The sequence below is a fragment of the Novosphingobium sp. SL115 genome (assembly GCF_026672515.1).
Taxonomy (GTDB): Bacteria; Pseudomonadota; Alphaproteobacteria; order Sphingomonadales; family Sphingomonadaceae; genus Novosphingobium.
In genome coordinates, this window is the sequence record NZ_JAPPRG010000002.1 from 618,355 (window position 1) to 631,917 (window position 13,563).

Sequence of the window (13,563 nt, forward strand, 5' to 3'; positions counted from 1 at the left end):
GATTGGGTTGTTTATCGGAAAATCGAATGGGTCGATTGCGCCTTCAGCATCCGCGAAAGGCTTTACATCACACCAGCAGACCTTCTTCCGCAATCTTCTTTTTCCACACCAGCGGGGCAAGCTGGTGGACGTTCTGGCCATCGCTGTCCACGGCCACGGTCACCGGCATGTCTTCGACGGTGAATTCGTAGATCGCTTCCATGCCAAGGTCCGCAAAGCCGACGACCTTGGCCTGCTTGATCGCGCGGGCGACAAGGTATGCCGCACCGCCCACTGCCATCAGATAGGCGCTCTTGTGGTTGGCGATGCTCTGGGTTGCCGCAGGGCCGCGTTCGGCTTTGCCGACGCTGGCCAGCAGGCCAAGGTCAAGCATCTGGTCGGAAAAGCTGTCCATGCGGGTGGCGGTGGTGGGGCCAGCCGGACCAACCACTTCTTCGCGCACCGGATCGACCGGGCCGACATAATAGATGACGCGGCCCTTGAAATCGACGGGAAGTTCCTCGCCCTTGGCCAGCATGTCCTTGATGCGCTTGTGCGCGGCATCGCGACCGGTCAGCATCTTGCCATTCAGCAGCAGGCGGTCGCCCGCCTTCCAGCCCTGTACATCTTCCGGCGTCAGCGTATCGAGGTTGACACGCTTGGCCGCTGAATCCGGCGCCCAGTGAACCTGCGGCCATTCGTCCAGCTTGGGCCGTTCCAGATAGCTTGGCCCCGAACCGTCGAGCGAGAAATGCGCATGGCGCGTGGCCGCGCAGTTGGGGATCATCGCCACCGGCTTGCCCGCAGCATGGCAGGGGGCATCCATGATCTTGACGTCAAGGATGGTGGACAGCCCGCCCAGCCCTTGCGCGCCGATACCCAGTGCATTGACCTTGTCGAAGATTTCGATGCGCATCTTCTCGATGTCGTTCTGGGGGCCGCGCTCTTTCAACTGAGCCATGTTGATCGGCTCCATCAGCGCCTTCTTGGCCAGCAGCACGCAATGTTCCGCCGTACCGCCAATGCCGATGCCCAGCATACCGGGGGGGCACCAGCCAGCGCCCATCTGCGGCAGCATTTCCACCACCCAGTCGACAATCGAATCACTGGGATTCATCATCTTGAACTTGGACTTGTTTTCGCTGCCGCCGCCTTTGGCAGCGACATCGACCACGACCTTGTTGCCCTTCACCATTTCGACGTGAAGCACGCAGGGCGTGTTGTCGCGGGTGTTGCGGCGGGTAAAGGCGGGATCGGCCAGCACCGATGCGCGCAGCTTGTTGTCCGGGTTGTTATAGGCGCGGCGCACGCCTTCATCGACCACGTCCTGAAGCGACAGTTCGCTGTCAAGGCGGCAATCCTGCCCCCATTCGATGAAGACGTTGACGATGCCGGTGTCCTGACAAATGGGACGATGCCCTTCGGCGCACATGCGGCTGTTGGTCAGGATCTGGGCGATGGCATCCTTGGCGGCAGGGCCTTGTTCGGCGTTATAGGCATCCCCCAACGCACGAATGTAATCCATCGGGTGGAAGTAGCTGATGTACTGCAGCGCATCCGCCACGCTATCGATCAGGTCCGCTTCCTTGATCGTTACCATTTCCGCCTTGATCGTTACCATTTCCGCCATCGTCGCCGATCTCCGTATAGCCAATCGCCAGCGCCGCTTGGGCCAATTGCCCGATTGTCGCAAGTGGGGGCGCATTACGCTGCAATTTGCGACAAGCAAATCCCTTGGAAAGGCCAATTCGATAATCTACAGGCGTTTGCAACAATGATTGCAGGTGCGCCCGGATTGCGGGTGCGCGCGTCAGGTAATGAGGGTTCAGATGACCGTGGTTGAAGATCGCCCGGCTGCAAGCGTCGGTGCTGCAACGGAATTTCAGGCTGCACGCCGCGCGATGATCGATAGCCAGCTTCGTGTCAGCGGGGTTAACACTCCCGGCGTGCTTGCTGCCTTCGCCGCCGTGGCGCGCGAAGACTTCGTGCCTGCCGAACGCCGCACGGTGGCATATGCTGACCGCGCCGTGCCGCTGGCCGATGGTACCGTGCTGGCTCCTGCACTGACGCATGGCCAGATGTTGGAAGCTGCAGCCCCCACCGGAACCGACAGTGTTCTGGTAATCGCCACCAACGGCTACCTTGCCGCGCTGACCGGCCAGTTGGCTGGCAACGTCACCTCCGCTGCCTCTGCGACACAGGCGCAGGACGGTCCGTTCTCGCTGATTCTGATCGACGGCGCGGTTGAAGTGCTGCCCGATTCGCTGGCGGACCTGCTGGCCGATGATGGCCGCGTGGTTACCGGCCTTGCCGAACGCGGCGTCACCCGCCTTGCCACGGCACGCAAGGCCAATGGCAAAGTGATCGCCACCGCGCTGGGCGATGCCGATTTCGCCATCCTGCCAGACTATGCCGCCCCCAAGGCGTGGAGCTTCTGAACCTTATGCCGAACAGAATGGCACCCCACAGAATGGGGCTACGCCTTGCGCTGACGGCGGGCGCCGCCCTGTGCGCCATTTCCCCTGCGCTGGCTGATGACCTGCGCGATGCCCTGACCGGGGCCTACACCACCAACCCCACGCTGCAGGCCGCCCGCGCCACGCAGCGCGCCACAGACGAAGGTGTTCCACTCGCCCGCGCCCGTGGGCTGCCCAGTCTCACAGGTCAGGCAAATTATACGCGCATCCTCAAGGCGAACCCAACATCGTTTCTGGTCACTGACTGGTCGGGCAACGTCGATGTGAATCTTGGCGTTCCGATCTATTCCGGTGGGTCGGTCAAGAACTCGATCCGCGCGGCCAAGACCCGCGTCGAGGCCGGGCAGGAAGACCTGCGCGCCACCGAATCAGGCGTGTTCAGCGAAGTCGTTGCGGCTTACATGGACGTGATCCGCGACGCGGCCATCGTCGGCCTAAACCGCAACAATGTCGAAGTGCTGCAAGTCAACCTCACGGCAACGAGCGACCGTTTCGAGATCGGTGACGTAACCCGCACCGACGTTGCGCAATCGAACTCACGCCTTGCACTGGCACGGGGCGACCAGCGCACCGCCGAAGTCAACCTGATGTCCAGCCGCGAACGCTATATTCAGGTGGTCGGCAAAGCGCCGGTCGATCTTGCGCCGCCACCCCCTCTGCCCGGCCTTCCCGCCACAGCAGACGATGCGGTCGATTTCGCACTTGAAAACAACCCCGATCTGATCGCGGCGCGCGAACGCAGCAAAGCCGCAGGCTATGATGTGAAGGTTGCCGATGCGGCCAAGAAACCCACACTTTCGTTGACCACCACCGGCAGCTATCAGGCGTTTCAGGGCACGTTTCCTGCCACCGGCCAGTCGCTCCGTCAGGGTGTGACCACCGGGCAGGCGGGCTTGAACCTTTCGGTGCCGCTGTTTCAGGGCGGCGGCCCTGCTGCACAGACCCGGCAGGCACAGGCGCGTGAATCTGCCGCGCTCGAACAGGAAATCGGGATCGAGCGGCAGGTCATCGCCTCGGTCCGTTCGGCCTATGCCTCGTGGCAGGGCGCGAACGAGATCATCACGATGAACCAGACCGCAGTCGATGCCGCCGCACTCAGCCTTGAAGGCGTGCGTGCGGAAAATACCGTGGGCAACCGCACCATCCTGAACATCCTTGATGCCGAACAGGAGCTGCTGCGGGCGCAGGTGCAGCTCGTGGCTGCGCGACGCAACGCCTATGTCGCCGGGTTCAACCTGCTGGCGGCCATGGGGCGTGCCGATGCTGAAGATCTGGGTCTTGATGGTGGTGCGCTGTATGATCCACAGATCAATTATGACCGGGTGAAGGACCGCATTTCTGACTGGGACCGTGATCCGCGTCCTGTCGCAGTATCGACGCGCACCGTTGACACGCCTGCGCAGGATGCGACAATCACACCCTCGCCGCGTCCATAAGAGAATCGGCAACAGGGGCAGTTGGGGTAACAGTTTCGATGCGTCAGGCCGGTGAACCGTCCGTCGAGGAGATCCTCGAATCGATCAAGAAGGTTATCGCACGCGACAACCGGCTTGAAGCCGCAGCGCGCGCCGATGTGGCTCCGCGCCCGCGTGCAGAACCCAGCCCTCGCCCCGCGCCGCAGCGCGCGGCAGAAGTGCTGGAACTGACCGAACCTGCCGAAGACGTAGCGGAAGAAACGGGCCATAGCGGGCTGATCGCCGATGCGGCAACTGCTTCAATGCGCGAATCGCTGGCCGCTTTGTCCATGCTGTCTCAGCCCGGCGTTGCGCCGCAAATCGTGCGGTCGGGCGAAACGTCGCTGGAAGGCATGGTGCGCGACATGCTGCGCCCGATGCTGGCGGAATGGCTGGAAAAGAACCTGCCTGCCATGGTGGAAAAGCTGGTGTCTGCAGAAATCGCCCGAATCGCGGGCAAGCGCGGCTGATTCGCTACCATATTTCCGGTTTGCTACGGACCTTTCCGCCGCTAATCCGGTTTCTATGAAAACTTTCTCGCTGCTCGCGGCGACGGCGCTTGCCGTTGCATTTGCCAGTCCCGCCCTTGCCCAGCAAGCCGCTCCGCTGTCCCCGCAAGATCTCGTCACGCTGAACCGCCTTGGCGGCACGGCGATCTCTGCCGATGGCACGCTGGTCGCCTATGTGGTCACCAGTACCGATCCGGTCAGCTATAAACGCACTCCGGCGCTGTGGGTCCGCCCCTCCGCCACCAAGGGACAACCGCGCCGCATCGACGTGGGTGGCAGCGTCAGCGATCCCGCCTTCGGGCCGGATGGTGCGCTCTATTTCCTATCAGACCGCAAGGTGGGTGACAGCGAACGGACCCAAGTGTGGAAGGTCAATCCAGACAGCGGTGTGCTGGCACAGGTCACCGCGTTCACCACCGATGTTTCAGGCTTCGAACTTTCTCCAAATGGCAAACGCATCGCCGTGTGGGGCGACATTGCCCGAACTTGCGCCACATTCGGCTGCGAAAGCGATGGCAACACCGCCCTGCCCGGCCCCGGCACAGGCCGCCATTATACCGATGGTGCAGGCTTTGTCCGCCATTGGGACGCATGGGAAACGCCCGGTAACTATAGTCGCGTCTTTGCTTTTGATCTTGGTGCTGATGGCAAAGCCAGCGGCAATGGTGTGGCGCTGGACGGTCCAGTCGGGACGCTGACCGGCGACAGCCCGAACAAGCCCTTTGGCGGCGGCGAAGACGTGGCGTGGGCCGCCGATTCGCAATCAGTGTTCTTCGTCGCCCGTCAGGCCGACCGGCACGAACCGACATCGACCAATCTGGACCTGTGGCAATCGAAGCTGGATGGCGCAGCACCGGTCAACCTGACGCCCGCCAACAAAGGCACCGACAACACCCCGGCCCCTTCGCCCGATGGCAAGTGGCTGGCATGGGCGGCGATGGCCCGTCCCGGTTATGAAGCCGATCAGCTTGTCGTCCAGTTGCTGAACCTGCAAACCGGCGAACGTCGTGCACTGACGCAAGGCTGGGATCGCTCGGTCACCTCGCTGGCATGGACGCCCGATTCCAAGGCGCTGATTGCCACGGCGGAAGATGTGCTGGATACTCCGGCGTTCCGCATAGATCCGGTCAGTGGCAAGGTTACCCGCCTTGTTCTGAATCCCGGCCGAGAAGGGCATATTGGCGCAGTGGTACCGCTGAAAGACGGACGCCTGCTGCACACCCGTGATTCGGTGGATGCTCCGGCGGAACTGTTCCTGACCAAGCCCGGCAAGGCAGGCACCCGGCTTACCGATGTCGCCGCCTCTGCCATCGGCACCCGCGCGCCAGTGGTGACTCAGCGGTTCAGCTTCAAGGGCGCAAACGGGGATACGGTCTGGGGACAGATCACCAAGCCGGAATGGGTCAAGGGTAAGATGCCCATGGTCTTCCTTGTCCACGGCGGGCCACAAGGATCTTTCAACGATAGCTGGTCCAACCGCTGGAACCCGCGCGTCTGGGCCAGCCAGGGCTATGCCGCTGTCACCGTCGATTTCCACGGATCGACCGGACACGGACAGGCATTTACCGATGCAATCAACCGCGATTGGGGCGGCAAGCCGTTGGAAGACCTGCAAAAAGGCTTTGCCGCCGCGGTCGCGCTGGACCCGCAAATCGATGGCGACAATGCTTGTGCGGCGGGCGCATCCTATGGCGGATACATGATGAACTGGATTGCCGGGCAATGGCCCGACCGGTTCAAATGCCTTGTCCAGCATGACGGCGTGTTTGACGCCCGCGCCATGGCCTATGAAACTGAAGAACTATGGTTCGACGAATGGGAACACGGCGGCCATCCCTATTACGAGGCACCGGAAGAGTTCGAAAAGTGGAACCCGGTGAACCACGTCACCAAGTGGAAGACGCCTATGCTGGTCATCACCGGCGAAAAGGACTTCCGCATTCCTTACACGCAAGGACTGGCGGCGTTCACCGCCCTGCAACGCCGGGGCGTGCCGTCCGAACTACTAGTCTTCCCGGATGAAAACCATTGGGTCTTGAAGCCGAAAAACTCGCTGCAGTGGCACCAGACCATTTTCAACTGGCTGGACCGCTACCTGCACAAGGGCGATAAAGGCGAATGAGCGTTTCGGAAAAGAAACTGACCAAGGCAGAACGGGTGCTGGCCAAGCTGGGTGGGTTTACCATGCAGCGCCACATCCTGATCTGCGCCGGGTCGGACAAGCACAAGTGTGCGCCTGAGGATGAAACCGAGGCAGCGTGGCACTACCTGAAAAAGCGTCTGTCCGAACTGGGACTTGGCGGCGATCAGGGCATCCTGCGTAACAAGGTAGGTTGTCTTCGGGTGTGCCTGATCGGCCCGGTGGCGGTCGTCTATCCTGACAACGTCTGGTATCATTCCTGCACCCCGCAAGTGCTGGAACGGATCATTCAGGAACATGTGATCGGTGGCGTGCCAGTGGAAGAATTCCGGCTGAAACCGCCAGTCCAGACCGATGCCCTGATCGAGGACGAAGACTGAAGCTTCACCCCGCCCTGTTCGCGCGATAGGCATTGGCCGCGCGCCGAATGTGGGTGTTGGCAATGGCGGCCGCCCAAGCCTCGTCACGCATCGCAAATGCGCTGACGAGGTCACGGTGGTCGCGCTGGCTTTGCTCCATGTCGGCGCGGGAATACTGTTCAGCCGTGCGATGAACCACGATCTGGCTGACCACGAAGCGCAGCAATTGCGCCAACCGTTCAGACTGCGCCGCAGCCAGAATCACCGCGTGGAAATGACGGTTACCTTCGACAAAGCCCGAAACATCCGGCCCGCCATCTGCCGCAATCGCCCGGTCGATGTGGTCACAATGCTTCTGCAATTCAGCCAGTTGTTCATCGGTGATGAACCGCGCCGCCCGCCCTGCGCAGTGGCCTTCCAGCATGGCGCGCAAGGTGAAGAGTTCTTCCTCGTCCTCATCCGACCATACCGGAACGAAAACGCGATTGGTGCCTGTCCGCTGTAGCAGCATTTCGGACACCAGTTCGGCAATCGCTTCGCGCACAGGTGTACGCGAAAGCCCGCAAAACTGGGCAAATTCGTCTTCCGGCACGAACTGACCCGCCGGAAAGTGTCCCGAAAGTATCCCGGTGCGAATCTTACGATAGGCTTCCTGCGAGGCCTTGGACACGAATGCTCCTTAAAATTGCGGGACAGGCAGTGATGCCCGCCCCGCGCATTCGAGCCTCAATCAGAACGAAGCGCCCAGTTCAACCCCGATCAACCGCCGCGCGCCGGGAGTAATAAACGACCCACCGAACTCGATGGCTGGGATCGCTTCGGAAATATACTGCCGGTCCAGCAGGTTGTCTGCAAACACCGCGATCCGGTAACGGGGAGTGGTAATACCGGCGCGCAGGTTCAGCACGCCAAAGGCATCGCGCTGTGCTACGTCAAAGCGGGCATTGCCGACCACGCCGGGCAGAGCCAACGCTGAAATTGGCAAAAGGCCCGAAAACAGCGTGGGTCGTTCCTGATCCTGCACCGAGTGGAACCAGGTTGGCCCGGTGATGCGGTAATCGGCGCGGAACAGCAGCTTGGCGTTATCACTCAATGGTGCGGTAATTTCGCTGCCAAGATTGATCGTCCAGTCTGCGGTGTAGGGGGACTTGTTCCCGACAGTATATGGGCGCGACCTGTTTTTCTTGATCTCGCTGTCGGTGACGTTGAACGAACCGAACACTTTCCAGCCATCCACGATCCGGCCCGAAAAGTTCGCTTCTGCCCCCTTGATGTCCACCCGGTCGATGTTCGACACCACTCGCAGCAGGCCAAAGCTGCCGACGAAGAATTCGAACAACTGCATGTCGGTGACGCGGGTGTAATAGGCCGCCAGATCATAAGTGATCCGCCCGTCCAGCACCTCGCCCTTCACGCCCGCTTCAAAGGCGCTGGATGTTTCCTTGCGATACTGGTCGTTGATGGTGACACCGGCATTGATGAACTGGTTGAAGTTCTGGTCCACAACGGCGGCGGAACCCTGATTGTTGAACCCGCCCGATTTGAAGCCGATGCCCCAGTTGGCATAAAGGTTCAGCGCATCGTTGGGATGGAAGCTGAGTGTGACTTTGGGCTGCAACTGCTTGAACGTGGCATTCTTTGGCGTGAACGGCCCGAATGCCAGCCCCGGATTGATCGGCCCGCCCGTGAACGGATCGACCGCGTTGGGCACCAGCGAACTGGCCGCGCGATCTTCAATGTCATAGCGCAGGGCAATGCCACCGCTGAACACATCGCTCGGCTTCCATTCGGCCGATCCGAATGCGGCATAGACATTGGTGCGGAACTTGTCGGCGAGCAGCAGCGAGGTCGGGTTGGTGCTGCCGGGCGCATTGTAAAGCTGCTTGATGACCCCCTGCCCGGTATCCGCCCCAAGGCTGACCCCAGTCTTGCGGTCGATGTGCAGGTAATAGGCGCCCAGTTGCCATGACAGCGGCCCGTCACTGTCAGACAACAGGCGCACTTCGGCGCTGTAATCGGTCTGTTCACGCAACTGGTATTGCGTGCCGTCACACGTCGTCGGGCTGTACGGGCCGAAGGTGGAACCAGTCGCAGGCGCAAAGATGAATGGCACCGGGATCTGCCCGATGAAACCGGGCTGGTTGACCGGGAACCCGGTCAGCGCCGCCGTGCTGGAAAAGCAGCTGCCCACCGAACTGTTCACCGCCGGATCAGCGTTCGAGATATAGCGGGCAAAGTCGGCCGATGTGCCGTCGGCCACCAGATCCTGCTTCACATCCGAATAAAGCGCCCACGCCACCAGCTTCATGCCGTTGCTGAATTCGTGGTCCAGCTTGGCCGAGACGTCGAAGCTTTCCTGATCGTTGGTGGCGCGAATGTTGTTGGAAAACGCAAAGGGGTGCTTGTTCACATCTTCATAGAACGCCGGATTCACCGCGCCAAACAGCGGCAGGTGGAACGCAGCATTGAACGGCAGCGATGCGCCGTGAAATTCGGAATAGCGAGCCTTTACGTCAAGCTGGGTGGACGTGCCACGCCCCACCATCACGCGCCCGTCGATGGCCCAGTTTTCCTTGTCGTCCACAGTCTTTGAATTGTTCAGGAAACTGTTGCGCCACCAGCCATCGGTGCTGAAGTAATAGCCCGACAGAACAAAGCCGACATTCTCGCCCAATGGCCCGGCGATATGTGCGGTCGCTTCATATGTGGCTTCGTTGGCATAAGATGCGCGCAACGCGCCGGTCAGCGTATCGGTGGGCTTCTGTGTCTGCAGCACGATCGCGCCAGCCGCTGCATTGCGACCATAAAGCGCGCCTTGCGGCCCTTTCAGCACTTCAACCTGGGTCAGCGTGCCCTGCGGCTGGTTCAATTGCGCGGTGTTGGTCTTCAATATGCCGTCAACCACCAGCGCGACCGAGCTTTCCGCATCGCGCGCACCGTTTATCCCGCGAATGTTGATCTGGGTGTCGCCCGCTTCGGCAGTGCCTGTCACGATGGTCACCCCCGGCGTAAGCTGGGCGAAATCCTCGGCCTTTGTCGCACCTGTGTTTTGCAGCGCCGTTGCAGTCAGCACTGCAACCGATGCCGGAACGTCCTGCAGCCTTTCGTTCTGACGGCGGGCGGTGACGATAATCGCGTCGCCATCATCTTCGGCGACACTATCCTGTGGCGCGTCCTGCGCCATGACGGGGGTGGCGGCGGCAAGCAGAAGCCCCAGCGCCGATGAATTCAGAAGCAAACGGCTGGCACGCATTCTCAAACCTCCCTGTTGGTTTGACGGTCTTCCGATATTTGTCCGGTGTGCGATCAGGCCTTATGTCCCCGCCTTGACGCACCCTTGCGAGATAGACAGCCTATTGTATACAAATGGCATCGGTCAAGGTGATTGGAATCGTGCCTCTATGGGCATGTTTCGGCCATCACACGTAGGCCCAACAATGATTTTGAATACCAATGCAGGATAGAACGATGATCCCGACAACACCCGGCGCGATCACTTTCGTCGAAGTCGGCCCGCGCGACGGGTTGCAGAACGAAAAGACGCTCGTGTCCACTGCGGACAAGCTTGAACTGATCCGCCGCAGCATCGACGCGGGTGCCCGCCGGATCGAGGTGACAAGCTTCGTCAATCCCAAGCGCGTGCCGCAGATGGCCGATGCCGACGATGTTTGCGCAGCGCTTCCTCAGACAGAAGGCGTCAGCTACATCGGCCTCGTGCTCAACGCACGCGGCGCGGAACGCGCCATTGCCACCGGCACCCTGCACGAACTGGGGGCGGTCTGCGTGGCGAGCGACCGCTTCGCCATGGCAAACCAGGGTCAGACCAGCGACGAATCGGTCGATTCGGCCAAGGCCATTGTCGCCATGGCCCAAGCCGCAGGGCTGAAGGGCCAGGTCACCATCGGCGCATCCTTTGGCTGTCCGTTCGAAGGTGAGGTGAGCGAGGATCGCGTCGTAGCCATGGCCACCCGGCTTGCCGCCGCGAACCCTATCGAGATCGGCCTTGCCGACACCATCGGCGTGGCAGACCCTGCCCACGTCGCGCGGCTTGTCGCCCGCGTAGTGGAAGCCGTTGGCCCGATCCCGGTTCGCGTCCACTTCCACAACACCCGTGGCACCGGCATCGCCAATGTCTGGGCCGCGGTTCAGGCCGGCGCCAGCGTGGTCGATGCGGCATTGGGCGGGCTTGGCGGCTGTCCCTTTGCGCCGGGCGCCGCGGGCAATGTGGCCAGCGAAGACGTGGTCTATATGCTGGGGCGTGCAGGCGTGAACACCGGCATGGACCTTGGCAAGCTGGTCGAGGCCAACCACTGGCTGGCCAAGGTCATGGACCGCAAACTGCCCGCCATGGTCGCGCAAGCACCTGCATTTCCTTTCATCCAGACAGCCTGACAGAGTGATCCAGATGCCAGAAACTTCACAGAACTCCGCATCTTCCCAAAACCCCGGCGCACTTCGCAATATCCGCGTGGTTGAATTGGGCCAGCTTCTGGCAGGGCCGTTCTGCGGTCAGTTGCTGGGCGATATGGGCGCCGATGTCATCAAGGTGGAACCACCCGTAACCGGCGATCCCATGCGCGACTGGGGGCTGGGTTCGGAAAAGGTGCAGTGGGAAGTGATCGCCCGTAACAAGCGGTCGGTCAGCGCCAACCTGCGCGTGCCCGAAGGGCAGGCGCTGGTGCGCAAGCTGATCGCCCATGCCGATGTGCTGATCGAGAATTTCAAGCCCGGCACCATGGAAAAGTGGGGCCTTGGGCCGGATGTGCTGCTGGCCGAACAGCCTGGTCTGATTATCGCGCGCATGTCAGGCTATGGCCAGACCGGTCCCTATTCCGACCGCGCCGGGTTTGGCGGGATTGGCGAAGCGATGGGCGGCTGGCGCTATATCGTGGGTGAACCTGACCGCGCCCCTAGCCGCATGGGTGTTTCGATCGGCGATACGCTGACCGCGACTTATGGCTGTATGGGCGTGCTGGCTGCACTGCATGAACGCGGGCAGACCGGACGCGGACAGGTGATCGACGCCGCGCTGTATGAATCGGTGCTGCAGGTGATGGAAGGGCTGGTCCCCGAATATGACCGCACCGGCTATATCCGCGAACGGTCGGGATCAGTGTTGAAAGGCATTGCTCCGTCGAACGTCTATTCGTGCAAGGATGGCGAATTCATGATCGGCGCGAACAAGGATTCGCTGTGGAAGCGCCTTGCCGAAGCCATGGGCCGACCTGAACTGGGCGACGATCCGCGCTATGCCACGCACCTTGCGCGCGGCGAAAATCAGGATGAGCTCGACGCGCTCATCAACGACTGGACGAAAACGCTGACCATCGAACAGGTCGATGGACTGATGATCGAATATTCGATTCCCGCAGGCCGCGTCTATCGCGCGCCCGACATGCTGGCAGACCCGCACTTTCAGGCGCGCGAAGCCATCATCGAGGTGGAAACCGAACGCTATGGCGCGCTCAAGATGCAGTCGAGCTTTCCCAAGCTGTCGTTGACGCCGGGCACCGTGCGCCGCCCTGCCCCGTCAAAGGTAGGCCAGCACAATGTCGAAGTGTATGGCGAGCTGCTGGGTCTTGGCGAAGCAGAACTGGCCGAAATGACCGGCAAGGGCGTGATCTGACGCGCCCCTGCCGGCAATGTTTCACGTGAAAAAAGCTGGGTTTCTTACTTGAAGCCCAGCTTTTTCATGTAGTTGGCGCTACCAGTAATGGCCACCATCAGGTCGTCGGCACGGTCCTGCTCGACAAAGAAGTGTTCCACGCCTGAATCCTGCGCCGCTGCGATGATTCCCGCCATGTCCAGCGAACCGTCACCCAGATAGGTCAGGTGGGGGAACATCGAAATCCAGTCTGATGATCCGCCGCCATCGCCTGCAAAGCGGTGATTACCCTTCATGTCTTTCAGATGCATCATCCGATAGCGCCCCTTGTAGCGCGCCAGATAGGCCTTCGGATCGGCCCCGCCCGCCGTGGTCCAGTAGGTATCCATTTCAAGGAACACACGCGCAGGGTCGGTCGCGTCCAGCAGCGTATCGAGCGGCACCTTGCCCTCCACCGGTGCCAGCCCGTAACCGTGGTTGTGATAGGCAAAGCGCACGCCGTGCCGCGCGGCATCCTCACCCACCTTGTTGAAGATGTCTGCCGCACGCTTGTAATCATCAAATGTCTGGCGCTGGTCCGCAGGAAGGCTGGGCAGCGTCACATAAGTCGCGCCAAGGGCATGGGCCGCTTCGGCAAGCTCTCCCATGCGGGTTTGCAGCGTGAACAGGTCGGTGTGCATGGATGGCACCCGCAACCCGTGGCTGGCGAAGATCGCCTTCACCCGGTCAATCGGCAATCCAAAGAAGCCACTGCCCGAAAAGCCGAGGCTGGGCGTTACCGCCTTCCAGTTTTCAATTTGGCGCGGGTCGCTGAACGTATACGGCCCATAGGTTTCCAGCTCGCGGTAACCCAAGCCCGCCAGCATCGCGATGGTGCCTTCGAAATCGGCACTCAGCATCTTGGCGACGGACCATAGCTGGATGCCGAAGCGGCGTTCCGATTCAAGCGCCAGCGAAGGCCGCGCGGCCAGCGCGCAGCCGATCATCGAGGCCATGCCTGCACTGGCAAGGAAATTGCGGCGGTTCATGCTTTCAGTCTC

At 61.3% G+C, this 13,563-nt stretch carries 11 protein-coding genes; 7 read left to right on the forward strand and 4 right to left on the reverse strand.

Annotation, left to right across the window (positions count from 1 at the left end; all coding sequences use genetic code 11):
* Positions 1-67: 67 nt before the first annotated feature.
* The gene (locus OVA07_RS04485) at positions 68-1,579 is read right to left on the reverse strand and encodes a fumarate hydratase (protein ID WP_268172599.1); all 1,512 of its coding nucleotides are present in this window, start codon (positions 1,577-1,579) and stop codon (positions 68-70) included.
* 229 nt (positions 1,580-1,808) lie between these two features.
* On the opposite strand from OVA07_RS04485, the gene OVA07_RS04490 reads away from it, so the two are divergent.
* The 5 genes from OVA07_RS04490 to OVA07_RS04510 are packed head-to-tail and all read left to right on the forward strand — an operon-like array spanning position 1,809 to position 6,939.
* Positions 1,809-2,417: a protein-L-isoaspartate O-methyltransferase family protein gene (locus tag OVA07_RS04490; protein WP_268170272.1), complete on the forward strand. Its 609-nt coding sequence runs from the start codon at positions 1,809-1,811 to the stop codon at positions 2,415-2,417.
* 17 nt (positions 2,418-2,434) lie between these two features.
* Positions 2,435-3,892 carry a TolC family outer membrane protein gene (locus OVA07_RS04495; RefSeq protein WP_268170273.1) on the forward strand — a complete coding sequence of 486 codons (1,458 nt, stop codon included), beginning with the start codon at positions 2,435-2,437 and terminating at the stop codon, positions 3,890-3,892.
* 38 nt (positions 3,893-3,930) lie between these two features.
* On the forward strand, positions 3,931-4,380 hold the full coding sequence (locus OVA07_RS04500; RefSeq protein ID WP_268170274.1) for a DUF2497 domain-containing protein: 450 nt from the start codon (positions 3,931-3,933) through the stop codon (positions 4,378-4,380).
* A gap of 55 nt (positions 4,381-4,435) precedes the next feature.
* Entirely contained in the window at positions 4,436-6,541 is a 2,106-nt protein-coding gene (locus OVA07_RS04505; protein WP_268170275.1) for a S9 family peptidase, read from the forward strand.
* A complete protein-coding gene (locus OVA07_RS04510) occupies positions 6,538-6,939 on the forward strand; it encodes a (2Fe-2S) ferredoxin domain-containing protein (RefSeq protein WP_268170276.1) in 402 nt (133 codons plus the stop codon). Before OVA07_RS04505 ends, OVA07_RS04510 begins: the two co-directional genes overlap by 4 nt.
* A 4-nt stretch (positions 6,940-6,943) precedes the next feature.
* On the opposite strand, the gene OVA07_RS04515 is transcribed toward OVA07_RS04510, so the two are convergent.
* Positions 6,944-7,588: a GntR family transcriptional regulator gene (locus tag OVA07_RS04515; protein WP_268170277.1), complete on the reverse strand. Its 645-nt coding sequence runs from the start codon at positions 7,586-7,588 to the stop codon at positions 6,944-6,946.
* A gap of 60 nt (positions 7,589-7,648) precedes the next feature.
* The gene (locus OVA07_RS04520; protein ID WP_268170278.1) at positions 7,649-10,171 is read right to left on the reverse strand and encodes a TonB-dependent receptor; all 2,523 of its coding nucleotides are present in this window, start codon (positions 10,169-10,171) and stop codon (positions 7,649-7,651) included.
* A gap of 215 nt (positions 10,172-10,386) precedes the next feature.
* Here OVA07_RS04520 and OVA07_RS04525 point away from each other — a divergent pair, with 215 nt between their 5' ends.
* Together OVA07_RS04525 and OVA07_RS04530 are read left to right on the forward strand one after the other, a co-directional pair.
* Positions 10,387-11,310, forward strand: a complete 924-nt coding sequence (locus OVA07_RS04525; RefSeq protein WP_268170279.1) for a hydroxymethylglutaryl-CoA lyase — start codon at positions 10,387-10,389, stop codon at positions 11,308-11,310.
* Positions 11,311-11,323: 13 nt separating this feature from the next.
* Positions 11,324-12,544, forward strand: a complete 1,221-nt coding sequence (locus OVA07_RS04530) for a CaiB/BaiF CoA transferase family protein (RefSeq protein WP_268170280.1) — start codon at positions 11,324-11,326, stop codon at positions 12,542-12,544.
* 44 nt (positions 12,545-12,588) lie between these two features.
* Here OVA07_RS04530 and OVA07_RS04535 read toward each other — a convergent pair whose 3' ends face one another.
* A complete protein-coding gene (locus OVA07_RS04535; protein WP_268170281.1) occupies positions 12,589-13,551 on the reverse strand; it encodes a sugar phosphate isomerase/epimerase family protein in 963 nt (320 codons plus the stop codon).
* Between the last annotated feature and the right edge of the window lie 12 nt (positions 13,552-13,563).

Coding starts and splice junctions, on each gene's coding strand:
- OVA07_RS04500 (WP_268170274.1), top strand. CDS start 3,931: ATGCGTCAGGCCGGTGAACCGTCCGTCGAGGAGATCCTCGAATCGATC.
- OVA07_RS04525 (WP_268170279.1), top strand. CDS start 10,387: ATGATCCCGACAACACCCGGCGCGATCACTTTCGTCGAAGTCGGCCCG.
- OVA07_RS04490 (WP_268170272.1), top strand. CDS start 1,809: ATGACCGTGGTTGAAGATCGCCCGGCTGCAAGCGTCGGTGCTGCAACG.
- OVA07_RS04510 (WP_268170276.1), top strand. CDS start 6,538: ATGAGCGTTTCGGAAAAGAAACTGACCAAGGCAGAACGGGTGCTGGCC.
- OVA07_RS04505 (WP_268170275.1), top strand. CDS start 4,436: ATGAAAACTTTCTCGCTGCTCGCGGCGACGGCGCTTGCCGTTGCATTT.
- OVA07_RS04495 (WP_268170273.1), top strand. CDS start 2,435: ATGGCACCCCACAGAATGGGGCTACGCCTTGCGCTGACGGCGGGCGCC.
- OVA07_RS04530 (WP_268170280.1), top strand. CDS start 11,324: ATGCCAGAAACTTCACAGAACTCCGCATCTTCCCAAAACCCCGGCGCA.
- OVA07_RS04485 (WP_268172599.1), bottom strand. CDS start 1,579: ATGGTAACGATCAAGGAAGCGGACCTGATCGATAGCGTGGCGGATGCG.
- OVA07_RS04520 (WP_268170278.1), bottom strand. CDS start 10,171: ATGCGTGCCAGCCGTTTGCTTCTGAATTCATCGGCGCTGGGGCTTCTG.
- OVA07_RS04535 (WP_268170281.1), bottom strand. CDS start 13,551: ATGAACCGCCGCAATTTCCTTGCCAGTGCAGGCATGGCCTCGATGATC.